Origin of the sequence: Pseudomonas sp. GZD-209 (assembly GCF_049310485.1) — a bacterium.
In the GTDB taxonomy this organism is placed as follows: Bacteria; Pseudomonadota; Gammaproteobacteria; order Pseudomonadales; family Pseudomonadaceae; genus Aquipseudomonas; species Aquipseudomonas sichuanensis.
On record NZ_JBMOWQ010000269.1, the window covers coordinates 1 to 22,020 of the forward strand.

Sequence of the window (22,020 nt, forward strand, 5' to 3'; positions counted from 1 at the left end):
GGCGTTGAGCTAACCAATACTAATTGCCCGTGAGGCTTGACCATATAACACCCAAGCAATTTGTGCGTAAGCCGAATTGTGGTGGTGAAGACGAAAGAACCGAAAGTTCGTAAGACCACAAATTCACATATCCGAATTAGCCAAGAGTGTTCACAAGACATTCTGGGCAACCGAATTTCTTGACGACCATAGAGCATTGGAACCACCTGATCCCATCCCGAACTCAGTAGTGAAACGATGCATCGCCGATGGTAGTGTGGGGTTTCCCCATGTGAGAGTAGGTCATCGTCAAGATTCATTTCGCAAAACCCCTATCTGCGCATGCAGGTAGGGGTTTTGTCTTTTCCGCCAGGACGAAATCAGCGCTCCTGGACGGTGAGCAGCGCCACCCGCAGGTGCTGCCATACAGTCCCTCACAATAGTCGTCTCCCACAATTCGAGTCAGAACACTAGAATAGAGCCGACGCATCCATTCAGAACCCTCTTATGCCCAACCCTGTCGATACGCAAGCGCTCGCACAGTTACCCCTGGACGAACTCGTAGCCTGCCACGAGTGCGACCTGCTGATGCGCAAGACGACGCTGCAAAACGACGAGAAGGCCCATTGCCCGCGCTGTGGCTACGAGCTTTATGCCCACCGGCATAACGTCGTTCCCCGCAGCCTGGCGCTGGTCCTTACCGCCTTGCTGCTCTATGTGCCTGCCAACTTCCTGCCAATCATGCAGCTGCATCTGCTTGGCCAAACCTCGGACGATACCGTCTGGAGCGGCGTGCTCGGCTTGTTCAATTCCGAAATGCGCGGCGTCGCCGTGGTGGTGTTCCTGTGTAGCATGGCCATCCCGCTGCTCAAGTTGTTGTGTCAGTTGCTGGTACTGCTGAGCATCCGTTTTGACGTCGGTCGCAGTTACGGTTTGCTGATCTATCGTATTTATCACCACTTGCGCGAGTGGGGCATGCTCGAGGTGTACTTCATGGGTGTGCTGGTTGCCATCGTCAAGCTGGTCGACCTGGCTGAACTGAGTATCGGCCTCGGCCTGTTCTGCTTCATCAGCCTGTTGCTGGTGCAGGTGTGGCTGGAAGTGGTGATGTCGCCGCACCAGATCTGGGTGGCCTTGTCCGGGGAGGATGTCCATGCGGGCGATTGATGCAGGCATTCTGGTCTGCGGTGAATGCCATGAGCTCAACCGCCGCGAGGCAGATACCACGTCCCAGACCTGCACCCGCTGCGGGGCGGTTGTCCATGAGCGACGCCCTAACAGCATCGTGCGCACCTGGGCGCTGCTGATCACTGCGATGGTGCTCTATATCCCTGCCAACGTGTTGCCGATCATGACGGTCAGCGCGCTGGGGCAGGGCAGCCCCGACACCATCATGTCGGGGGTTATTACCCTGCTCAAGCACGGCATGTTGCCGATCGCCGCCGTGGTGTTCATCGCCAGCATCCTGGTGCCCACTTTCAAGCTGGTAGGCATTGCCCTGCTGCTGTATTCGGTGCAGCGCCACCAGCCGCTGTCGGCGCGCCAGCGCATTCTGATGTACCGCTTCATCGAGTTCATCGGGCGCTGGTCCATGCTGGATATCTTTGTCATTGCCATCCTGGTGGCGGTGGTGAATTTTGGCCGCATTGCCAGTGTCGAAGCCAACCTGGGCGCTGTCGCCTTCGCCAGTGTGGTGATCCTGACGATGCTCGCCGCCTTAACTTTCGATCCCCGACTGATCTGGGACAACACGGAGTCGGATGACGACCATGAGTGACTTGCCTACGGCTAAAACCCGCCCTGCTTCGAACTGGTCGGCCATCTGGATCCTGCCGCTGATCGCGCTCGCTATCGGCGGCTGGCTGGCCTGGCAGGCCTACCGTGACGCCGGTATCGAAATCCAGGTGCGCTTCGAAACCGGCGAGGGCATCGTCGCCAACAAGACCGAGATCATTTTCAAGGGCATGTCGATCGGCAAGGTGACGGGCCTGGTGCTGGATAACAAGGGCGAAAATCGGGGTGTGATCGCCACCATTGAAATGAACAAGGCGGCCGGGCCACATTTGACCAAGGGCACGCGCTTCTGGCTGGTAAAGCCCAGCGTCAGCCTGGCAGGTATTACCGGGCTTGAAACGCTTGTCTCAGGCAATTACATCGCCGTGGAGCCAGGAGAGGGCGAACCGACCAAGCGCTTCACCGCGCTCAAGGCAGCCCCGCCGTTGTCCGATGCCGAGCCCGGTTTGCACCTGACCCTCAAGGCCGAGCGCCTGGGTTCGCTCAATCGTGACAGCCCGGTGTTCTACAAGCAGATCCAGGTGGGCCGGGTGAAAAGCTATCGCCTGTCCGATGATCAGGGCACTGTGGAGATCAAGGTCTTCATCGCGCCCGCCTACGCCAGCCTGGTGCGCAAGCACACGCGTTTCTGGAACGCCAGTGGCGTCAGCATCGATGCCGACCTGTCCGGCGTGAAGGTGCGCACCGAATCGCTTTCCAGCATCGTCGCCGGCGGTATCGCTTTCGCCACGCCAGAAAATCGCCAGGACAGCCCGCCCACTGATCCAAGCCTGCCGTTCCGGCTGTATGAGGATTTCGACGCCGCTCAGGCGGGTATCCGGGTGAAGGTCAAGCTGAGTGATTTCGAGGGGCTGCAGAAGGGCCGTACCCCGGTGCTGTACAAGGGTATCCAGGTAGGCTCGCTCAAGGACCTGAAGATCGAAGGTGACCTGTCCAGCGCAATGGCGGAATTGACCCTGGACCCACTGGCAGAGGATTACCTGGTCGAAGGGACTCAGTTCTGGGTGGTCAAGCCTTCCATCTCGCTCGCGGGTATCACTGGCTTGGAAGCGCTGGTAAAGGGTAACTACATTGCTGTTCGCCCGGGTGAGCCCGGCGCCAAGCCCTTGCGTGAGTTCGAGGCGCGGCCCAAAGCGCCGCCGCTTGATCTCAAGGCACCAGGCTTGCACATGGTGCTGTTCGCCGAAACCCTCGGCTCGCTGGAAGTGGGCAGTCCGGTAATGTACCGCCAGGTGCGCGTGGGCAGCGTGCAGAGCTATCAGTTTGCCCGCAACAGCAAGCGCATCCTGATCGGTGTCCACATCGAGAAGGAGTACGCCAACCTGGTCAACGGCTCCACGCGCTTCTGGAATGCCAGCGGTATCACCCTGACCGGCGGCCTCTCGGGGATTCAGGTCAAGAGTGAGTCGCTGCAGACTCTTATGGCCGGCGGTATCTCCTTCGACACACCCAAACCCGATGTGCCGCTCAAACGGCGTATCCCGCGTTTCCGTCTGCATGAGAGCCAGGAGGCCGCCAACCGTGCCGGCACCCTGGTAACCATTCGCGTGGAGCGTGCCGATGGGCTGAAACCGGGGACCTCGATTCGCTTCCGCGGGCTGGACGTGGGCAGTGTCGAAAGCGTGGACCTGACCAGCGACCTGCAGGGCGTATTGCTCAGGGCACGTATTACCCAGGCCGCAGATCGCATTGCGCGGGTAGGGACACAGTTCTGGGTGGTCAAGCCGGCCCTCGGCCTGGTGCGCACCGAGAACCTCGATACCTTGGTGGGAGGGCAGTACCTGGAAGTGTTGCCGGCGCTCAAGGACAAGGGGCCGCAGCGAGATTTCATCGCCTTGGCCGACGCACCGGAGGTGAAGGGCGAGGAAGTCGGCCTGCCGCTGACCCTGAGTGCGCCGCGGCGTGGCTCGATCAAGCCCGGGGTACCGGTCACCTACCGTGAAGTCGCGGTGGGCAAGGTGGTCGGCTTCGAGCTGGGCCAGACTGCCGACCGGGTACTTATCCACATCCTTATCGAGCCGCGTTATGCAGGCCTGGTACGCGGTGGTAGCCGCTTCTGGAACAGCAGTGGGTTCGGTTTCGACTGGGGGCTGTTCAAGGGCGCCACGGTGCGCACCGAGTCGGTGGAGACCCTGATTGAAGGTGGTATCGCCTTTGCCACGCCGGATGGCGAGCAGATGGGCAACCCGGCACGGCCGCAGCAGACCTTCGCCCTGTTCGACAAGCCGGAAGATGCCTGGCTGCAGTGGGCGCCGAAGCTGCAGATCGGCAAGTGATGAAGGGCAGGGCCGTCATGCGGCCCTGCCCCTGTAGGGGTGGCTTTAGCCGCGCACACCCGCGCAGCGGGTGCCATCCACCGCCTTGCATGCTTCGCGGCTGAAGCCGCCCCCACAGGATAAGTGATCTGCCAGCTTGGCCCAGTAAATCGCAGGCATAAAAAAACCGACCCTAGGGTCGGTTTTTTCGACAAGAACGTCGCTTAGGCAGCTGCAGCTTCTTTCAGTGCCTTGATGTGGCCATTCAGACGGCCTTTGTGGCGAGCAGCCTTGTTCTTGTGGATGATGCCCTTGTCGGCCATACGGTCGATTACAGGCACAGCCAGAACGTAAGCGGCTTGCGCTTTTTCAGCGTCTTTTGCGTCAATGGCTTTGACTACATTCTTGATGTAGGTGCGAACCATGGAACGCAGGCTGGCGTTGTGGCTGCGACGCTTCTCAGCCTGTTTTGCACGTTTCTTGGCGGAAGGTGTGTTGGCCACCGTCGAGCTCCTCGAAAGACTTTAGGTAAATAGCAAACAAAATAGGCCGCGAATCATGCCGACGAGTCGAACGGATGTCAAGGCCACCTGCAAGGTTCCGCCGAGTGGTGGGTCAACAGGCAGGAAAGATTCCTTTCTGCTACGCGACCTGTAAACTCGGGAATTTTTGGCTCCCCTGCGAAGGCGCGGGAGTATCGCACATTCGGATGCCAACTGGCAGCGTCCTCCGTCCTCTGGCGTGAATCTTTTCGATGAACCTGCTCAAATCCCTGGCTGCGGTCAGCTCCATCACCATGATTTCCCGGGTGCTCGGCTTCGTGCGCGACACCATCCTGGCGCGGATTTTCGGCGCTGGCGTGGCCACCGACGCCTTTTTCATCGCCTTCAAGCTGCCTAACCTGCTGCGGCGGATCTTTGCCGAAGGCGCGTTTTCGCAAGCCTTCGTGCCGATCCTGGCCGAGTACAAGACCCAACAGGGCGAGGAGGCCACCCGAACCTTCATTGCCTATGTCAGCGGCCTGCTTACCCTGGTTCTGGCGCTGGTGACAGTCATCGGCATTCTTGCCGCGCCCTGGGTGGTCTGGGCCACGGCGCCGGGGTTTGTGGACAATGCCGAGAAATACGAGCTGACCACTTCGCTGCTGCGGGTGACCTTTCCTTATATATTGCTGATCTCGCTGTCTTCGCTGGCCGGCGCCATCCTCAATACCTGGAACCGCTTCAGCGTTCCGGCCTTCACCCCGACCCTGCTCAACGTGGCGATGATCGCCTTCGCCGTCCTGCTCACACCGTACTTCGACCCGCCAATCATGGCCCTGGGCTGGGGCGTGCTGGCCGGTGGCCTGGCGCAACTGCTGTACCAGCTGCCCGCGTTGAAGAAGATCGGCATGCTCGTACTGCCGCGCCTGAACCTGCGCGACGCCGGCGTGTGGCGGGTGCTCAAGCAGATGCTGCCGGCCATCCTCGGGGTATCGGTGAGCCAGATCTCGCTGATCATCAACACCATTTTCGCCTCCTTCCTGGTGGCTGGCTCGGTGTCGTGGATGTATTACGCCGACCGGCTGATGGAGCTGCCTTCGGGGGTGCTGGGCGTAGCCCTGGGCACCATCCTGTTGCCGACCCTGGCCAAGACCTACGCCAACAAGGACCGTGAAGAGTACTCGCGGATTCTCGACTGGGGCCTGCGCCTGTGCTTCCTGCTGGTGTTGCCATGCACCCTGGCCCTGGCGATTCTTGCCGAACCGCTGACCGTGGCGCTGTTCCAGTACGGCAAGTTCACCGCCTTCGACGCGGCCATGACCCAGCGAGCCCTGATCGCCTATTCGGTGGGCCTGCTGGCGATCATCCTGGTCAAGGTGCTGGCTCCAGGCTTCTATGCCCAGCAGAATATCCGCACGCCGGTAAAGATCGCGGTGTTCACCCTGGTCTGCACCCAGCTGTTCAACCTGGCGCTGGTCGGCCCGCTGGCCCATGCCGGTCTGGCCCTGGCGATCAGCCTGGGGGCCTGCCTGAATGCCGGCCTGCTGTACTGGAAGCTGCGCAGCCAACAGCTGTACACGCCGCAACCCGGCTGGCTGCTGTTCCTGCTCAAGCTGCTGTTGGCGGTGGGGCTGATGTCGGGCGTGCTGCTGTTGGGCATGCACTACCTGCCGGCCTGGGCGCAGGGCGATATGCTGGCGCGTTTCCTGCGCCTGGGCGGCCTGATCGCGGCAGGCGTGGTTACTTACTTCGGTTGCCTGTACCTGTGCGGTTTCCGCCCGCGGCATTTCGCCCGCAAAGCGCTGCACTGAGGCGCAAAAGGGTCAGGCGTCGGTTTTTCACATTCCACACACCCGGGTGGCGCTGCTGCCTGTCGTCAGCGCCCGGGTGTGGTTATAATCGGCCACTTTATGAGCAAGAAGCGCGTTATGCAGCTGGTTCGAGGTCTTCACAACCTGCGCCCCGAGCACCGGGGCTGTGTCGCCACCATTGGCAACTTCGACGGGGTCCACCGGGGTCACCAGGCGATTCTCGCGCGTCTGCGCGAGCGCGGCCAGGCACTCGGCATGCCCACCTGCGTGGTGATCTTCGAGCCGCAGCCGCGCGAATACTTCGCCCCCGACACCGCCCCGGCCCGCCTGGCGCGCCTGCGCGACAAGGTCGAGCTGCTGGCTGGCGAAGGTATCGACCGGGTGTTGTGCCTGGCCTTCAACCAGCGCCTGAGCAAGCTCAGCGCCGATGAATTCGTCAAGGCGATCCTGGTCGATGGCCTGGGTGTGCGCCACCTCGAAGTGGGTGACGACTTCCGCTTCGGCTGCGACCGCGCCGGCGACTTCGATTTCCTGGTCGATGCAGGCGTGCGCTACGGCTTTACCGTCGAAGCCGCCAACACCGTGATCCAGGACGGCCTGCGGGTCAGCAGCACCGAAGTGCGCAAGGCCCTCAGCGAAGGCAACTTCGAACTGGCCGCGCACCTGCTGGGCCGCCCTTACCGCATTACCGGGCGCGTGCTGCACGGCCAGAAACTGGCCCGTCAGCTTGGCACGCCCACCGCCAACATCCAGCTCAAGCGCCGCCGCGTACCGCTGTCCGGGGTCTACCTGGCCAGCATCGAGATCGACGGCCAGCAGTGGCCGGGTGTCGGCAATATCGGAGTACGCCCCACCGTCGCCGGTGATGGGCGTCCCCACCTGGAGATTCATCTTCTGGACTACGCCGGTGACCTCTACGGCCGGCGTCTGACGGTGGAGTTCCACCACAAGCTGCGTGAAGAGCAGCGTTTCGCCTCCCTGGAGGCGCTGAAGTCGGCGATCGACGCGGACATCGCCGCCGCACGTGCCCACTGGCACGCTCAACCGCTAACGAAGAGCCTGAAATGACCGACTACAAAGCCACGCTAAACCTTCCGGACACCGCCTTCCCGATGAAGGCCGGCCTGCCTCAGCGCGAACCGCAGATTCTGCAGCGCTGGGACAGCATTGGCCTGTACCAGAAGCTGCGCGAAATTGGCAAGGATCGTCCGAAGTTCGTCCTGCACGACGGCCCGCCCTATGCCAACGGCAAGATCCATATCGGTCATGCGCTGAACAAGATTCTCAAGGACATGATCGTCCGCTCGAAAACCCTGTCGGGCTTCGATGCGCCCTACGTGCCGGGCTGGGACTGCCACGGCCTGCCGATCGAGCACAAGGTCGAAGTCACCCACGGCAAGCACCTGACCGCCGACCGCACCCGCGAGCTGTGCCGCGAGTACGCCGCCGAGCAGATCGAAGGGCAGAAGACCGAGTTCATCCGCCTGGGCGTGCTGGGTGACTGGGACAACCCCTACAAGACCATGAACTTCGCCAACGAGGCCGGTGAAATCCGCGCCCTGGCCGAGATGGTCAAGCAAGGCTTCGTATTCAAGGGCCTCAAGCCCGTGAACTGGTGCTTCGATTGCGGTTCGGCCCTGGCCGAAGCCGAAGTCGAATACGCCGACAAGAAATCCCAGACCATCGACGTGGCCTTCCCGGTCGCCGACGACGCCAAGCTGGCCGCCGCCTTCGGCCTGGCCTCGCTGGCCAAGCCGGCGGCCATCGTGATCTGGACCACCACCCCGTGGACCATCCCGGCCAACCAGGCGCTGAACATCCACCCCGAGTTCAAGTACGCCCTGGTCGATACCGGCGAGCGCCTGCTGGTGCTGGCCGAAGAGCTGGTCGAGTCGTGCCTCAAGCGTTACAACCTCGAAGGTTCGGTCATCGCCACCGCGCAAGGTTCGGCGCTGGAGCTGATCAACTTCCGTCACCCGTTCTACGACCGCCTGTCGCCGATCTACCTGGCCGACTACGTCGAGCTGGGCGCCGGTACCGGCGTGGTGCACTCGTCGCCTGCCTACGGTGAAGACGACTTCGTCACCTGCAAGCGCTACGGCATGGTCAACGACGACATCCTCACCCCGGTACAAAGCAACGGCGTGTACGTCGAGTCGCTGCCGTTCTTCGGCGGCCAGTTCATCTGGAAGGCCAACCCGGCCATCGTCGACAAGCTGAGCGAAGTCGGTGCGCTGATGCACACCGAAACCATCAGCCACAGCTACATGCACTGCTGGCGCCACAAGACCCCGCTGATCTACCGCGCCACCGCGCAGTGGTTCGTCGGCATGGACAAGCAGCCATCCACTGGCGAGCCGCTGCGTGAACGCGCGCTCAAGGCCATCGAAGACACCAAGTTCGTCCCGGCCTGGGGCCAGGCGCGCCTGCACTCGATGATCGCCAACCGCCCGGACTGGTGCATCTCGCGTCAGCGCAACTGGGGCGTACCGATCCCGTTCTTCCTCGACAAACAGACCGGCGAGCTGCACCCGCGCACCGTCGAACTGATGGAAGAAGTGGCCAAGCGCGTCGAGAAAGAAGGCATCGAAGCCTGGTTCAAGATGGACGCCGCCGAACTGCTCGGTGACGAAGCCGGCCAGTACGACAAGATCACCGACACCCTCGACGTCTGGTTCGACTCCGGCACCACCCACTGGCATGTGCTGCGTGGCTCGCACGACATCGGCCACGCCACCGGCCCGCGCGCCGACCTGTACCTGGAAGGTTCCGACCAGCACCGCGGCTGGTTCCACTCGTCGCTGCTGACCGGCTGCGCCATCGACAACCACGCGCCGTACCGCGAGCTGCTGACCCACGGCTTCACCGTGGACGAGAACGGCCGCAAGATGTCCAAGTCGCTGGGCAACACCATCGAGCCGGAAAAGGTCAACAACACCCTGGGTGCCGACATCCTGCGCCTGTGGGTCTCGGCCACCGACTACTCCGGTGAGATGGCGGTTTCCGAGCAGATCCTGCAACGCAGCGCCGACGCCTACCGCCGCATCCGCAACACCGCGCGTTTCCTGCTCTCCAACCTGTCCGGCTTCGACCCGGCCCGCGACCTGCTGCCGGCCGAAGACATGCTGGCGCTGGACCGCTGGGCGGTGGACCGTACCCTGCTGCTGCAGCGCGAGCTGGAAGAGCACTACGGCGAATACCGCTTCTGGAACGTCTACTCGAAGATCCACAACTTCTGCGTGCAGGAGCTGGGCGGCTTCTACCTCGACATCATCAAGGACCGCCAGTACACCACCGGCGCCAACAGTGTCGCCCGCCGTTCCTGCCAGACCGCGCTGTACCACATCAGCGAGGCGCTGGTGCGCTGGATCGCGCCGATCCTGGCCTTTACCGCCGACGAAATCTGGCAGTACCTGCCAGGTGAGCGTAACGAGTCGGTGATGCTCAACGGCTGGTACCAGGGCCTGAGCGAACTGCCGGCCGACGCCGAGCTGGACCGCGCTTACTGGGACCGCGTGATGGCCGTCAAGGCAGCCGTCAACAAGGAACTGGAGAACCAGCGCAGCGCCAAGGTCATCGGCGGCAACCTGCAGGCCGAAGTCACCCTGTTCGCCGAAGAGGGCCTGACTGCCGACCTGAACAAGCTCGGCGACGAGCTGCGCTTCGTGCTGATCACCTCCGCCGCCAGCGTGGTGCCGTTCGTCCAGGCCCCGGCCGATGCCGTGACAACCGAAGTCGAAGGCCTCAAGCTGAAGATCGTCAAGTCCGGCCATGCCAAGTGCGGCCGTTGCTGGCACTTCCGCGCCGATGTCGGCAGCCACCCGGAGCACCCGGAAATCTGCGCCCGTTGCGTCGACAACCTGAGCGGTGAAGGTGAGGTGCGCCACTATGCCTAATGCAGCTGGGCGCTTCGGGCGCCTTGCCTGGCTCTGGCTGAGCCTGGTGGTACTGGTCGTCGACCAGGCCACCAAGGTCTACTTCGAAGGGGCGTTGAGCCTGTATCAGCAGATCGTGGTCATCCCCGACTACTTCAGCTGGACCCTGGCCTACAACACCGGCGCGGCCTTCAGCTTCCTCGCCGACAGCTCCGGCTGGCAGCGCTGGTTGTTCGCCCTGATCGCCCTGGTGGTCAGTGCCGTGCTGGTGGTCTGGCTCAAGCGCCTGGGGCGCAACGAGACCTGGCTTGCCGTGGCCCTGGCCCTGGTGCTGGGTGGCGCGCTGGGCAACCTGTATGACCGCGTGGTGCTTGGCCATGTGGTCGACTTCATCCTGGTGCACTGGCGCAACACCCATTACTTCCCGGCCTTCAACGTGGCCGACAGCGCCATCACCGTGGGTGCGGTGATGCTGGCGCTGGATATGTTCAAGAGCAAGAAGTCCGAGGAGCCTGTCCATGACTGAGACACGTATTGGCCAGAACACCGAAGTGACCCTGCACTTCGCCCTGCACCTGGAAAACGGCGACACCGTCGACAGCACCTTCGACAAGGCCCCGGCCACCTTCAAGGTCGGCGACGGCAACCTGCTGCCAGGCTTCGAAAGCGCCCTGTTCGGTTTCAAGGCCGGTGACCAGCGCAAGCTGAGCATCGCCCCAGAGAACGCCTTCGGCCAGCACAACCCGCAGAACGTGCAGGTGATGCCGCGCTCGCAGTTCGAAGGCATGGAGCTGTCCGACGGGCTGCTGGTGATCTTCAACGATGCCGCCAACACCGAGCTGCCGGGTGTGGTCAAAGCGTTCGACGACAACCAGGTGACCATCGACTTCAACCATCCACTGGCTGGCAAGACCCTCAACTTCGAGGTGCAGATCCTCGACGTGAAGGCCCTGTGAGCCTGGAGCCGAGCATGCAAATCAAACTCGCCAACCCGCGCGGCTTCTGCGCGGGGGTCGACCGGGCGATCGAGATCGTCAATCGCGCCCTGGAAGTCTTCGGCCCGCCGATCTACGTGCGCCACGAAGTGGTGCACAACAAGTTCGTCGTCGAAGACCTGCGCAGCCGTGGCGCGATTTTCGTCGAAGAGCTGGACCAGGTGCCGGACGACGTCATCGTCATCTTCAGCGCCCACGGTGTGTCGCAAGCGGTGCGCCAGGAGGCCGCCGGCCGTGGCCTGAAAGTCTTCGACGCCACCTGCCCACTGGTAACCAAGGTGCATATCGAGGTTGCCAAGTACAGCCGCGATGGCCGTGAGTGCATCCTGATCGGCCACGCCGGGCACCCGGAAGTCGAAGGCACCATGGGGCAGTACGATGCCAGCAATGGCGGCGCCATCTACCTCGTCGAAGACGAGAAGGACGTCGCCGCGCTGCAGGTGCGCAACCCCGAGCATCTGGCCTTCGTCACCCAGACCACCCTGTCGATGGATGACACCAGCCGGGTCATCGACGCCCTGCGTGCACGCTTCCCGAGTATCGGTGGGCCGCGCAAGGACGACATCTGCTACGCCACCCAGAACCGCCAGGACGCCGTCAAGCAACTGGCCGACGAGTGCGACGTGGTGCTGGTGGTCGGCAGCCCCAACAGCTCCAACTCCAACCGCCTGCGTGAGCTGGCCGAGCGCATGAGCACCCCGGCCTACCTGATCGACGGTGCCGAGGACCTGCAGCGCAGCTGGTTCGATGGTGTCGGGCGGATCGGCATCACCGCCGGTGCTTCGGCCCCTGAAGTGTTGGTGCGTGGCGTGATCGAACAGCTCAAGGCCTGGGGCGCGACCGGCGCCGAAGAACTCGATGGCCGTGAGGAGAACATCACCTTCTCCATGCCCAAAGAGCTGCGGGTTCGCTCGCTGATCTGATCAGTCGCCTGCGCAGCGACGTTTTTCGTCGCTGAGCAGGCGCACTCTTCCACTGGGGCTCAGCACCACCCTCTGCTCGCTTCCCGCGCCCCCCCATGGGCAAAGGGTCAAGGTTATCCCCCCGAAGCCATCCCCCAGCGGCGCTCCCCGCCCGCTGAATCTGACCGTCTTACCTGAGCTCGCGACGATCCTGGCTGGCTTTGCCAGGCGATATTCGCGCAGCAACAGGCCGTTATGTTCCAGCAAAACGCGCCAGCCCTTGCCCCAGTCTTCCTCCACTGGCTGCACCACTACCGCCCGCTGACGTAGCAGCGCCTGGTTGCGCGCGTCACGCAGCGCCTGTGCCAGCTCACGGGCTGTAGCGGCCTGATCCAGCTCTTCGCTGAGTTTGCCGTAGGTCGAAACCCCAAGCTGTGTCAGAAGGCCTGCCACGGCCAGTGCAGACATCATTTGCAGCAGTGTTACACCCTGTTGCCTCACCGTGCATTTCCCCCTGGACGTGCTTCGCTGAAGCTTCGCCAACGGCTCATGTGAATACCAGTCGGCGGCTTCAATTGGCAGGCGAGGAAAGATCCCAGGAGGGGTGTCGATGTGGGGCAGGGAAGGCGGCATGACATTGTTGGAAGTGCTGGTGGCCATGACCGTGCTGGCGCTGGGCGTCTTCATGGCAGCAGCAATACAGGTTCGCGGCCTGCATGCCAGCGACAGCGCCTGGCGTGAAGGGCAGGCGCTGCAACTGCTGCAAGGCATGCTGGAACGCGCCAGGGCGAGGGGGGCGCTGTCGGCGGTCGACACGACGGCGTGGCGAGCGCAGGTGGTGACCGTATTGGGCGGGCAGGCGGAGGCGCAAGCCAGCTTGGCGGCTGATTGGCTGATGCTTGAGGTGTCTTGGCCCATGGGCGGCCAGCGGCAGGTGCTTGAACTGCAAGGCCGGGTACAGCCATGAGGCGGCGGCCTGCAGGTTTCGGCCTAATCGAGGCACTGCTGGCGCTGGCACTTGGCTTGATGTTGCTGGCGGCGGCGAGTCAACTGTTCGGCTCGGCCTACCAGGCTTGGCGCCTGCAAGGGGCGACCGCCCGCCTTCAGGATGACGCCCGGCTGGTGTTGCAACGCTTGGCCGAGGATATCCGCATGGCCGGCATGTTCGGTTGCCTGCGCCTGGATGCGGCTGACTTCAGGATTGCCGGCGCCGCCGAGGCGTTCGCCACGCCGATCACTATCACACCCGGCAGCCTGACCTTGGTAGGCGCGGAGTTACCCGGGCTGGCAGGCCGGGCCGACTGGACGGTGCTCAGTGACTGCCGCAGCTGGGCCGAGGTGGTGGGCCACCGGCATGTCCCCGGCACTGTGGTGCAGGCCTTGCCCATTCGTCGGCTGACCTACCGCTTGCACAAAGGTAGCCTCCAGCTCCTCACTAATTCCCAGAATGCCAATCTGATCGACAATGTGCGGGCGTTCGAAGTGAACCTGGTCGAAGTGGCGGAGGGGGAGCTGCTGGATATTCGCCTGACGCTGTTCGACCGCCAGCACCAGCTTGAGCACCGTCACCAGTTGAGCGTGGCGTTGCGCAATCCGAGGCAGGGTTGATGAAGCGGCAACAGGGTGTGGTGCTGTTGCTGGCCCTGAGCCTGAGCCTGCTGCTCGGCCTGCTGGCGGCCCAAGGGCTGCGTGAGGCGCTGGTGCAGCAGCGGCTGCTGAGTGAGCAACTGGCGGGAGTACGTGCTTTCGAGCAGGCAGAGGCCAGCCTGATCGAGGGGGCGGCGTTGCTGTCGACGCACTTGCCCGAGCTGTGTTCGGCATGCCTGCCGCCGGGTCTTCCCGGCGACGAACCGGCCCCGCCATGGCAAGCCACCGACAGCGGCTACGTGTTTTTGCAGAACCTTGGCCAGAGCAGCCGGGCTGCTGGCATGCCGGCTGGCGAGCAAGTGACGCTGGTTCGGGTGACGGCCATCAGCCGTCAGGTACGCGGCCGTCGGGTACTTGAAGCTGTGCATGCGCTGGATGACGCGGCAGTGCTGCGGCGCATCAGCTGGCGCCAACGCCTGGAGGACGACTGAGATGCAGCGTGGCCTGAGCCTTATCGAGATGTTGATTGTCGTGGCACTGATCGGCATGCTGGCAGCCATTGCCTACCCCAGTTACAGCGAACAGCTACGGCGCGCCGCGCACAGCGAAGTGGTCGGCCTGCTGCAGGATGCGGCCCTGCGCCTTGCGCGCCACCACACCCGCGTCGGCGGCTACGCCGACAACGAACAGCTGGTGACGCCATTGCCCATGGGTAACCGCTACTACCGCCTACAGGCTCGCCGCGAGACTGACAGTTTCACGCTGCTGGCCGTGCGCCTGCCCGACGGGATCATGGCGCAAGACCGCTGTGGCGACTTCCAGCTCGACCAGGCAGGTGTGCGCAGCAATCCAGGTGCTGGCGACAATGCCGAGCTGTGCTGGGGAAGCTGAAGATCAGAAGGTGCCGCGGCACCGTGGAATTACTTCAGGTGTTGGATCGAACGATGAGCAAGCAAGTAGTGATTGTCGGCGGTGGTGTCATCGGCCTGCTGACGGCGTTCAACCTGGCGGCCGAGGTCGACCGGGTGGTGCTGTGCGACCAGGGCGAGGTCGGCCGCGAGTCGTCGTGGGCGGGGGGCGGTATCGTCTCGCCGCTGTACCCGTGGCGCTACAGCACGGCGGTGACGGCGCTGGCGCATTGGTCGCAGGATTTTTATCCACAGCTGGGCGAGCGCCTGTTCGCCAGCACCGGCGTCGACCCCGAGGTGCACACCACCGGCCTGTACTGGCTGGACCTGGACGATGAAGCCGAGGCCCTGGCCTGGGCTGCGCGGGAACAGCGCCCGCTGAGTGCGGTGGATATCTCGGCGGCCTACGACGCCGTGCCGGTTCTGGGCCCCGGCTACCACCACGCGATCTACATGGCCGGTGTGGCCAACGTGCGCAACCCGCGCCTGGTCAAGTCGCTCAAGGCCGCGCTGCTGGCGCTGCCCAACGTCACCCTGCGCGAGCACTGCCAAGTCACCGGCTTCGCCGAGGAAGGCGGGCGCATCGTCGGTGTACAGACCAACGACGGCGTGCTGGCCGCCGATGATGTGGTGCTCAGCGCCGGTGCCTGGAGCGGCGACCTGCTGCAGACCCTGGGCCTGGCATTGCCGGTGGAGCCGGTCAAAGGCCAGATGATCCTGTTCAAGTGCGCCGAAGATTTCTTGCCGAGCATGGTCCTGGCCAAGGGGCGCTACGCGATCCCGCGCCGCGACGGGCACATCCTGGTGGGCAGTACCCTGGAGCACGAAGGCTACGACAAAACCCCTACAGCCGAAGCACTGGCCAGCCTCAAGGCCTCGGCCATCGAGCTGTTGCCGGCATTGGCCGATGCCGAAGTCGTTGGGCACTGGGCGGGTTTGCGTCCGGGGTCGCCGGAAGGCATCCCGTACATCGGTGCGGTGCCGGGGCATGAAGGGCTATGGCTGAACTGCGGCCATTACCGCAATGGCCTGGTGCTGGCGCCGGCGTCATGCCAGTTGTTCAGCGACCTGCTGCTGGGGCGTGAGCCGATCATCGACCCGGCGCCGTATGCGCCTGAAGGCCGTCTGGCCTGAAGTCGCCGGAGGAACGCGCTCTGTGGGAGCGGCTTTAGCCGCGAAGCAGGCACCGCGGTGCCTGGCACCAGCTTTGCTGGTGATCGCGGGTAAACCCGCTCCCACAGGGACATACCTGGACGGGATTCATGGGGTCAGCCCTGGCGGCCTGGCCCTTGCTGCAAATGCTGCTGGCTGCAATACCAATCCTTGCCCTGCTGCAACGCCCGGTCATTGGGCAGGTGCACGCCGCAGTGGGCGCAGCGCACCATCCTCAGCGGGTCGTCGAGGCGTGGCTCAGCGGGGGATTGCTGGCTGGTCTTGAACTTGCGCCACAGCCAGAACGCGGCGGCGATCAGGGCGATCCAGAAAAGTAGGCGAACCATGGTGTCCAGCTTGTCGAGAGAAGAAGGCGACAGTCTAGGATGCGGCCAATAAAAAAGGGAGGCCTTGGGCCTCCCTTCTTTGTCACGCGTAGGGTCAGTCGAACAGACCGAAGGTCATGTAGCTGAACCACGAGCGGTCTTTCTCGGCTTCTTTCGGGCCTTCCGGCAGGATCGGGTCGCCGTTCTCGTCCTTGGGCAGCAGGTCTGCCGGCATCTCGGAGCGGGCGTCCTGGAACTGGCGCACCACGTCCTGGTTGGCGCGGGTCTCGCCCGGTGGCAGCGGCGTCTCGGTCTCGATCAGGCCCAGAGTGGCCTTGGACAGCCAGGAGCGGTTGCCGTTTTCATCCTGGGTGGCGGCGAACTGGCCATCGACCAGGCTCGGGTGGTTCGGGTAGTTGAGCTTGAGGGTTTCCAGGCTGGTAGCGGCCAGTTCGTCCAGGTGCATGTGCTGGTACGACTCGACCATCACCGCCAGGCCGTCGCCGACCGATGGGGTTTCCTGGAAGTTCTCGACCACGTAACGGCCACGGTTGGCGGCGGCCACGTAGGCCTCGCGGCTCAGGTAGTAGTTGGCCACGTGGATTTCGTAGCTGGCCAGCAGGTTGCGCAGGTAGATCATGCGCTGCTTGGCGTCTGGCGAGTAACGGCTGTTGGGGAAGCGGCTGGTCAGCTGGGCGAACTCGTTGTACGAGTCACGGGCGGCGCCAGGGTCACGCTTGGTCATGTCCAGCGGCAGGAAGCGCGCCAGCAGGCCACGGTCCTGGTCGAAGGAGGTCAGGCCTTTCAGGTAATAGGCGTAGTCGACGTTCGGGTGCTGCGGGTGCAGGCGGATGAAGCGCTCGGCGGCGGACTTGGCGGCCTCGGGCTCGGAGTTCTTGTAGTTGGCGTAGATCAGCTCGAGCTGGGCCTGGTCGGCGTAGCGGCCGAACGGGTAGCGCGACTCCAGGGCCTTGAGCTTGTTCACGGCGCTGGTGTAGCTGGAGTTGTCCAGATCAGCCTGAGCCTGCTGGTACAGCTCGGCCTCGCTGAGGTTCTCGTCAATGACTTCCTTGTTCGAGGAACAGGCAGCGGTGAGCCCGAGGATGGCGATCAGCAGCAGGTGTTTCACTTGCATGGCGGCTTGCGTCCCTTTGACGGCCGCTGTCTTGGGCGGAGCCGTCCTGTTATGATGAGCGCCCCCGGCCAAACCCCGGGGCAAAAGAAGCCGTATTTAACCACAAGCACGCAGCCGAAACCAAAGGCTGTACGCCCGCCGAATTGAGCATGTCCGAGATCATTCAACTTAGCGCAGAGGTCCCGTCCGAACTGGGCGGCCAACGCCTCGACCAGGTCGCCGCCCAACTGTTCGCCGAGTACTCGCGTTCGCGCCTTACTTCGTGGATCAAGGATGGCCGCCTGACCGTCAATGACGCGGTACTGCGGCCGCGCGACACCGTTCACAGTGGCGACATCCTGGCCCTCGAGGCCGAACAGGAAGCCCAGGGTGAATGGGTGGCCCAGGATATCGAGCTGGACATCGTCTATGAAGACGACCAGATCCTGGTGATCAACAAGCCTGCCGGGCTGGTGGTCCACCCGGCAGCCGGCCATGCCGATGGCACCTTGCTCAATGCCCTGCTGCACCATGTGCCGGACATCATCAATGTGCCGCGCGCAGGTATCGTGCATCGCCTGGACAAGGACACCACCGGCCTGATGGTGGTGGCCAAGACCCTGCAGGCGCAGACCAAGCTGGTCGAGCAGCTGCAGAGCCGCAGCGTCAGCCGCATCTATGAATGCATCGTGGTGGGCGTGGTGATTGCCGGTGGCAAGATCGACGCGCCGATCGGCCGTCACGGCGGCCTGCGCCAGCGCATGGCAGTCACCGACGGTGGCAAGCCGGCGGTCAGCCACTACCGGGTACTCAAGCGCTTCCGTTCGCACACCCATGTGCGGGTCAAGCTGGAAACCGGCCGTACCCACCAGATCCGTGTGCACATGGCGCATGTCGGCTATCCGTTGGTCGGCGACCAGACGTACGGCGTGCGTTTCCGCATTCCGCCAGCCGCCAGCCTGACTATGGTCGAGGCGGTGAAGAACTTCCCGCGCCAGGCCCTGCACGCACGCTTCCTGGCCCTGGATCACCCGACCACCGGTGAGCGCATGGAGTGGAAGTCGGAGCTGCCGGACGACTTCAAGTGGCTGCTGTCGCTGCTCGAACAGGACCGCGAGAGCTTCATCGGATGAGTGGCCTGACGCAGTCGCTGATCTTCCCCGACTGGCCGGCCCCGGCCTCGGTACGCGCCTGTGTCACCACCCGCGAGGGCGGCGTCAGCCTGCCGCCCTATGCCACCTTCAATCTTGGCGACCATGTGGGCGATGACCCGCTGGCCGTTGCCGAGAACCGTCGTCGCCTCAGTGATGAATTCGCCATCCAGCCCGCCTGGCTCAAGCAAGTGCATGGGCTGGTGGTGGCTGACGCCAACCCGGCGCTGGTCGCCGAGGCCGATGCCAGCTGGACCGACCAGCCCGGCATTGCCTGTACCGTGATGACCGCCGACTGCCTGCCCGCGCTGTTCTGCGACCGCTCCGGCACCCGTGTGGCCGCCGCCCATGCCGGCTGGCGCGGGCTGGCCGGTGGCGTGCTGGAAGCTACCCTGGACCGCCTGGCCGTGCCGCCTGAAGACGTGTTGGTGTGGCTGGGGCCGGCAATTGGCCCGCAGGCCTTTGAAGTGGGCCTGGAAGTGCGTGATGCGTTCACGGCCGTGCATCCCGAGGCGGCTGCAGCCTTTGTCGACGGCGAGCGGCCGGGCAAGCTGATGGCCGACATCTATGCGCTGGCGCGGATCCGCCTGGCTGCACGCGGAGTGACGGCTGTTTACGGCGGTGGGTTCTGCACGGTCAGCGATCAACGCTTCTTCTCCTATCGACGCACCCCGCAGGGTGGGCGCTTTGCTTCGCTGGTGTGGCTACAGCCCTGCTGATCAGGCTTGGCTGGTCTGGTTAAAGCCCTGTTGATCAGGCTTCGTGGGAGCGGGCTTGCCCCGCGATAGCGTCTGGCCTGACACCCGGTTCCATGCATCTGTCCACGCCTCGCGGGGCAAGTCGCATCGGCGCACCGCCGCTCCCACGCTATTGCGTGCCGGCTGACCTCGATCAATCCCGCTACGCTTGAATCTTCCAGAATCACCCCTATCTATTGGTCATCTCAGGCAGGTTCTTCATACAGGTGCTGTCCATCGCTCCGCCTGCCCTTTATAGGAAGGTATCCCCATGCGAATAGACCGACTGACCAGCAAGCTGCAACTCGCGTTATCCGATTCCCAATCCCTGGCCGTGGGCATGGACCATCCGGCCATCGAGCCCCTGCACCTGCTGCAGGCGCTTGTCGACCAGCAGGGCGGCTCGATCAAGCCGTTGCTGATGCAGGTGGGCTTCGACATCAACAGCCTGAAAAAGGCGTTGACCAAGGAGCTCGACCAACTGCCGAAAATCCAGAACCCCACCGGCGACGTGAACATGTCCCAGGACCTGGCGCGCCTGCTTAACCAGGCCGACCGCCTGGCCCAGCAGAAGGGTGACCAGTTCATCTCCAGCGAACTGGTGGTGCTCGCCGCCATGGACGAGAACAGCAAGGTCGGCAAGTTGCTGCTCGGCCAGGGCGTGACCAAGAAGGCCCTGGAAAACGCCATCAACAACCTGCGCGGCGGCGCGGCGGTGAATGACGCCAATGCCGAAGAGTCGCGCCAGGCCCTGGACAAGTACACCGTCGACCTCACCAAGCGTGCCGAGGAAGGCAAGCTCGACCCGGTGATCGGCCGTGACGACGAAATCCGCCGCACCGTGCAGGTGCTGCAGCGCCGTACCAAGAACAACCCGGTGCTGATCGGTGAGCCCGGCGTGGGCAAGACCGCCATCGCCGAAGGCCTGGCCCAGCGCATCATCAACGGTGAAGTGCCCGATGGCCTCAAAGGCAAGCGCCTGCTGGCGCTGGACATGGGTGCGCTGATCGCTGGCGCCAAGTACCGCGGCGAATTCGAAGAGCGCCTCAAAGGCCTGCTCAACGAGCTGTCCAAACAGGAAGGCCAGATCATCCTGTTCATCGACGAACTGCACACCATGGTCGGCGCCGGCAAGGGCGAGGGCGCCATGGACGCCGGCAACATGCTCAAGCCGGCCCTGGCCCGTGGCGAGCTGCACTGCGTAGGTGCCACCACACTCAACGAGTACCGCCAGTTCATCGAGAAGGACGCCGCCCTCGAGCGCCGCTTCCAGAAGGTGCTGGTCGAAGAGCCGAGCGAGGAAGACACCATCGCCATCCTGCGCGGCCTTAAAGAACGCTATGAAGTGCACCACAAGGTGGCCATCACCGATGGCGCGATCATCGCCGCGGCCAAGCTCAGCCACCGCTACATCACCGACCGTCAGCTGCCGGACAAGGCCATCGACCTGATCGACGAAGCCGCCAGCCGCATCCGTATGGAGATCGACTCCAAGCCGGAGGTGCTTGACCGCCTCGACCGCCGTCTGATCCAGCTGAAGGTGGAATCCCAGGCGCTGAAGAAAGAAGAAGACGAAGCGGCGAAGAAACGCCTGGAAAAACTGACCGAAGAAATCGAGCGGCTGGAGCGCGAGTACTCCGACCTCGAAGAAATCTGGGCCTCCGAGAAAGCCGAGGTGCAGGGTTCGGCGCAGATCCAGCAGAAGATCGAGCAATCCCGCCAGGAGCTCGAAGCCGCCCGTCGCAAAGGCGACCTCAGCCGCATGGCCGAGCTGCAGTACGGGGTCATCCCGGACCTGGAGCGCAGCCTGCAGATGGTCGACCAGCACGGCAAGAGCGAGAACCAGCTGCTGCGCAACAAGGTGACCGAGGAAGAGATCGCCGAAGTGGTCTCCAAGTGGACCGGCATCCCGGTGGCCAAGATGCTCGAAGGCGAGCGCGAGAAGCTGCTGAAGATGGAAGAGCTGCTGCACCAGCGGGTGATCGGCCAGCACGAAGCGGTCACCGCCGTGGCCAACGCCGTGCGCCGTTCCCGCGCCGGGCTGTCCGACCCGAACCGCCCCAGCGGCTCGTTCCTGTTCCTCGGCCCGACCGGCGTGGGCAAGACCGAGCTGTGCAAGGCCCTGGCCGAGTTCCTGTTCGACACCGAAGAGGCCATGGTGCGCATCGACATGTCCGAGTTCATGGAGAAACACTCCGTGGCGCGTCTGATCGGTGCCCCACCAGGGTATGTAGGTTATGAAGAGGGCGGTTACCTGACCGAGGCCGTGCGCCGCAAGCCGTACTCGGTGGTGCTGCTGGACGAGGTGGAGAAAGCTCACCCGGATGTGTTCAACGTGCTGCTGCAGGTGCTTGAAGACGGCCGTCTGACCGACAGCCACGGCCGCACCGTGGACTTCCGCAACACGGTGATCGTGATGACCTCCAACCTGGGCTCGGCGCAGATCCAGGAACTGGTGGGTGACCGCGAGGCGCAGCGTGCGGCGGTGATGGATGCGGTGGGCGCGCACTTCAGGCCCGAGTTCATCAACCGTATCGACGAAGTGGTGGTGTTCGAACCACTGGGCCGCGAGCAGATCGCCGGTATCACCGAGATCCAGCTGGGCCGCCTGCGCAGCCGTCTGCTGGAGCGCGAGCTGAGCCTGAGCCTCAGCCCAGAGGCTTTGGACAAGCTGATCGCGGTGGGTTACGACCCGGTGTATGGCGCACGGCCGCTCAAGCGTGCGATCCAGCGCTGGATCGAAAACCCGCTGGCGCAGTTGATCCTCAGTGGGCAGTTCCTGCCGGGTGCGGCGATCACTGCCAAGGTGGAAGGCGACGAAATTGTCTTTGCCTGATCACTATTGAAATGCAGAGCCCCGCGAAAGCGGGGCTTTTTTTGTGCTTGGCTCGGCCCCATCGCGGGGCAATCCCGCTCCCACGCACAGTGTCCAGCCTTCGTGGGAGCGGGCTT

The 22,020-nt window shown here is 63.6% G+C and carries 21 protein-coding genes and 1 rRNA gene; 18 read left to right on the forward strand and 4 right to left on the reverse strand.

All coding sequences use genetic code 11. From position 1 onward, the window contains the following. Window positions 1-178: 178 nt before the first annotated feature. From rrf to ACO6VM_RS25840, 4 genes are all read left to right on the forward strand, one after another. Window positions 179-294: ribosomal RNA gene (rrf, locus tag ACO6VM_RS25825) — 5S ribosomal RNA — on the forward strand. Window positions 295-486: 192 nt separating this feature from the next. After that, a complete protein-coding gene (locus ACO6VM_RS25830; RefSeq protein ID WP_401058477.1) occupies window positions 487-1,146 on the forward strand; it encodes a paraquat-inducible protein A in 660 nt (219 codons plus the stop codon). Next, on the forward strand, window positions 1,133-1,756 hold the full coding sequence (locus ACO6VM_RS25835; protein ID WP_401058479.1) for a paraquat-inducible protein A: 624 nt from the start codon (window positions 1,133-1,135) through the stop codon (window positions 1,754-1,756). Before ACO6VM_RS25830 ends, ACO6VM_RS25835 begins: the two co-directional genes overlap by 14 nt. Then, window positions 1,749-4,049, forward strand: coding sequence for a PqiB family protein (locus ACO6VM_RS25840; protein WP_401058481.1), 2,301 nt, complete (start codon window positions 1,749-1,751; stop codon window positions 4,047-4,049). Before ACO6VM_RS25835 ends, ACO6VM_RS25840 begins: the two co-directional genes overlap by 8 nt. 203 nt (window positions 4,050-4,252) lie before the next feature. Here ACO6VM_RS25840 and rpsT read toward each other — a convergent pair whose 3' ends face one another. Then, window positions 4,253-4,531 (reverse strand): 30S ribosomal protein S20, encoded by a 279-nt coding sequence (gene rpsT, locus ACO6VM_RS25845; protein ID WP_003247625.1) that lies wholly within the window; start codon window positions 4,529-4,531, stop codon window positions 4,253-4,255. Between the two features lie 251 nt (window positions 4,532-4,782). Here rpsT and murJ point away from each other — a divergent pair, with 251 nt between their 5' ends. The 6 genes from murJ to ispH all read left to right on the forward strand — a co-directional run bounded on the left by murJ (window position 4,783) and on the right by ispH (window position 12,114). Further along, window positions 4,783-6,321 (forward strand): murein biosynthesis integral membrane protein MurJ, encoded by a 1,539-nt coding sequence (gene murJ / locus ACO6VM_RS25850; protein WP_401058483.1) that lies wholly within the window; start codon window positions 4,783-4,785, stop codon window positions 6,319-6,321. A 117-nt stretch (window positions 6,322-6,438) separates the two neighbouring features. Then, window positions 6,439-7,389, forward strand: coding sequence for a bifunctional riboflavin kinase/FAD synthetase (ribF, locus tag ACO6VM_RS25855; protein WP_323830666.1), 951 nt, complete (start codon window positions 6,439-6,441; stop codon window positions 7,387-7,389). Then, on the forward strand, window positions 7,386-10,217 hold the full coding sequence (gene ileS, locus ACO6VM_RS25860; protein WP_401058485.1) for an isoleucine--tRNA ligase: 2,832 nt from the start codon (window positions 7,386-7,388) through the stop codon (window positions 10,215-10,217). The genes ribF and ileS overlap by 4 nt, the downstream gene beginning before the upstream one ends. Next, window positions 10,210-10,722, forward strand: coding sequence for a signal peptidase II (lspA, locus tag ACO6VM_RS25865; RefSeq protein WP_125462581.1), 513 nt, complete (start codon window positions 10,210-10,212; stop codon window positions 10,720-10,722). The genes ileS and lspA overlap by 8 nt, the downstream gene beginning before the upstream one ends. Next, window positions 10,715-11,152 (forward strand): FKBP-type peptidyl-prolyl cis-trans isomerase, encoded by a 438-nt coding sequence (locus ACO6VM_RS25870; RefSeq protein WP_110991776.1) that lies wholly within the window; start codon window positions 10,715-10,717, stop codon window positions 11,150-11,152. Before lspA ends, ACO6VM_RS25870 begins: the two co-directional genes overlap by 8 nt. 14 nt (window positions 11,153-11,166) lie before the next feature. Next, on the forward strand, window positions 11,167-12,114 hold the full coding sequence (gene ispH, locus ACO6VM_RS25875) for a 4-hydroxy-3-methylbut-2-enyl diphosphate reductase (protein WP_110991775.1): 948 nt from the start codon (window positions 11,167-11,169) through the stop codon (window positions 12,112-12,114). Here the strand turns inward: ispH and ACO6VM_RS25880 are convergent, their stop codons facing one another. Continuing rightward, window positions 12,115-12,753 (reverse strand): GspH/FimT family pseudopilin, encoded by a 639-nt coding sequence (locus ACO6VM_RS25880; protein WP_401058488.1) that lies wholly within the window; start codon window positions 12,751-12,753, stop codon window positions 12,115-12,117. On the opposite strand from ACO6VM_RS25880, the gene ACO6VM_RS25885 reads away from it, so the two are divergent. Genes ACO6VM_RS25885 through thiO form a run of 5 tightly spaced genes read left to right on the forward strand, consistent with a single transcriptional unit; the run spans window position 12,725 to window position 15,722 of the window. Beyond that, complete coding sequence (locus ACO6VM_RS25885; RefSeq protein WP_401058490.1) at window positions 12,725-13,060, forward strand: hypothetical protein; 336 nt, start codon at window positions 12,725-12,727, stop codon at window positions 13,058-13,060. The genes ACO6VM_RS25880 and ACO6VM_RS25885 overlap by 29 nt on opposite strands. Next, complete coding sequence (locus tag ACO6VM_RS25890; RefSeq protein ID WP_401058491.1) at window positions 13,057-13,701, forward strand: PilW family protein; 645 nt, start codon at window positions 13,057-13,059, stop codon at window positions 13,699-13,701. The genes ACO6VM_RS25885 and ACO6VM_RS25890 overlap by 4 nt, the downstream gene beginning before the upstream one ends. After that, window positions 13,701-14,171 (forward strand): hypothetical protein, encoded by a 471-nt coding sequence (locus tag ACO6VM_RS25895; RefSeq protein WP_258644702.1) that lies wholly within the window; start codon window positions 13,701-13,703, stop codon window positions 14,169-14,171. The genes ACO6VM_RS25890 and ACO6VM_RS25895 overlap by 1 nt, the downstream gene beginning before the upstream one ends. 1 nt (window position 14,172) lies before the next feature. Further along, window positions 14,173-14,571: a type IV pilin protein gene (locus ACO6VM_RS25900; RefSeq protein WP_401058493.1), complete on the forward strand. Its 399-nt coding sequence runs from the start codon at window positions 14,173-14,175 to the stop codon at window positions 14,569-14,571. Window positions 14,572-14,624: 53 nt separating this feature from the next. Then, window positions 14,625-15,722, forward strand: a complete 1,098-nt coding sequence (gene thiO, locus ACO6VM_RS25905) for a glycine oxidase ThiO (protein ID WP_401058495.1) — start codon at window positions 14,625-14,627, stop codon at window positions 15,720-15,722. A gap of 134 nt (window positions 15,723-15,856) precedes the next feature. Here the strand turns inward: thiO and ACO6VM_RS25910 are convergent, their stop codons facing one another. Further along, a complete protein-coding gene (locus ACO6VM_RS25910) occupies window positions 15,857-16,087 on the reverse strand; it encodes a PP0621 family protein (RefSeq protein WP_401058496.1) in 231 nt (76 codons plus the stop codon). A gap of 94 nt (window positions 16,088-16,181) precedes the next feature. Next, window positions 16,182-17,201 carry an outer membrane protein assembly factor BamD gene (locus ACO6VM_RS25915; protein WP_390966886.1) on the reverse strand — a complete coding sequence of 340 codons (1,020 nt, stop codon included), beginning with the start codon at window positions 17,199-17,201 and terminating at the stop codon, window positions 16,182-16,184. A 149-nt stretch (window positions 17,202-17,350) separates the two neighbouring features. Between ACO6VM_RS25915 and rluD the strand changes: the two genes are divergently transcribed. From rluD to clpB, 3 genes are all read left to right on the forward strand, one after another. Next, the gene (rluD, locus tag ACO6VM_RS25920; protein WP_390966888.1) at window positions 17,351-18,313 is read left to right on the forward strand and encodes a 23S rRNA pseudouridine(1911/1915/1917) synthase RluD; all 963 of its coding nucleotides are present in this window, start codon (window positions 17,351-17,353) and stop codon (window positions 18,311-18,313) included. After that, on the forward strand, window positions 18,310-19,050 hold the full coding sequence (gene pgeF / locus ACO6VM_RS25925; protein ID WP_401058499.1) for a peptidoglycan editing factor PgeF: 741 nt from the start codon (window positions 18,310-18,312) through the stop codon (window positions 19,048-19,050). The genes rluD and pgeF overlap by 4 nt, the downstream gene beginning before the upstream one ends. A gap of 289 nt (window positions 19,051-19,339) precedes the next feature. Next, window positions 19,340-21,904 (forward strand): ATP-dependent chaperone ClpB, encoded by a 2,565-nt coding sequence (gene clpB / locus ACO6VM_RS25930; protein ID WP_390966891.1) that lies wholly within the window; start codon window positions 19,340-19,342, stop codon window positions 21,902-21,904. Window positions 21,905-22,020: the final 116 nt, after the last annotated feature.